The organism is Roseovarius sp. MBR-154, assembly GCF_053628595.1.
Genome location: NZ_JBRJGR010000071.1, coordinates 1 through 1186, shown reverse-complemented (window position 1 = coordinate 1186; position 1186 = coordinate 1). Strand labels below are relative to the sequence as shown.

General features: G+C 64.7%; 1 protein-coding gene. It reads left to right on the top strand.

Translation table 11 applies throughout. The annotated features are described in order from the left end of the window. Positions 1-8: 8 nt before the first annotated feature. Positions 9-1184, top strand: a complete 1176-nt coding sequence (gene tuf / locus ACSSV4_RS23215) for an elongation factor Tu (RefSeq protein WP_454277340.1) — start codon at positions 9-11, stop codon at positions 1182-1184. The last annotated feature ends 2 nt before the right edge of the window (positions 1185-1186 follow it).

Here is a 1186-nt window from a genome sequence, read left to right as displayed (position 1 = left end):
CCACGACCATGGCAAAGGAAAAGTTTGACCGCACGAAGCCGCATGTGAACATCGGCACGATCGGGCATGTGGACCACGGCAAGACGACGCTGACGGCGGCGATCACCAAGTATTTCGGCGATTTCCGGGCCTATGACCAGATCGACGGCGCGCCCGAGGAGAAGGCGCGCGGGATCACGATCTCGACGGCGCATGTGGAATACGAGACCGACACGCGGCACTATGCGCATGTCGATTGCCCCGGCCACGCCGACTATGTCAAGAACATGATCACCGGTGCGGCGCAGATGGATGGCGCGATCCTGGTGGTGAACGCCGCCGACGGCCCGATGCCGCAGACCCGCGAGCACATCCTGCTCGGGCGTCAGGTCGGCATTCCGTTCATGGTGGTCTATCTCAACAAGGTCGATCAGGTCGATGACGAGGAGCTGCTGGAGCTGGTTGAGATGGAAGTGCGCGAGCTGCTGACCTCCTACGACTATCCGGGCGACGACATTCCGATCGTCAAGGGCTCGGCGCTGGCGGCGATGAACGGCACCGATCCCGAGATCGGCGAGAATTCGATCCGCGAGCTGATGGCGGCGGTGGACGAGTACATCCCGACGCCCGCGCGCGCCGTGGATCTGCCGTTCCTGATGCCGATCGAGGACGTGTTCTCGATCTCGGGCCGCGGCACGGTTGTCACCGGCCGGGTCGAGCGGGGCGTTGTGAACGTGGGCGACGAGCTCGAGATCGTGGGCATCCGCGACACCCGCAAGACGACCTGCACCGGTGTCGAGATGTTCCGCAAGCTCCTGGATCGCGGCGAGGCGGGCGACAATATCGGCGCGCTGCTGCGCGGCATCGACCGCGAGGGCGTCGAGCGCGGGCAGGTGCTGTGCAAGCCCGGTTCGGTCAAGCCGCACACCAAGTTCGAGGCCGAGGCCTATATCCTGACCAAGGAAGAGGGGGGCCGTCACACGCCGTTCTTCGCCAATTACCGCCCGCAGTTCTACTTCCGCACCACGGACGTGACCGGCACGGTGAACCTGCCCGAGGGCACGGAAATGGTGATGCCGGGTGACAACCTCAAGTTCGAGGTCGAGCTGATCGCGCCCATTGCCATGGAAGACGGGCTGCGCTTCGCCATCCGCGAAGGCGGCCGCACCGTCGGCGCCGGCGTCGTGTCGAAGATCATCGAGTAACA

What these genes read in the sequence shown, in the direction of transcription:
- tuf (WP_454277340.1), top strand. Translation starts at nt 9, where the DNA reads ATGGCAAAGGAAAAGTTTGACCGCACGAAGCCGCATGTGAACATCGGC.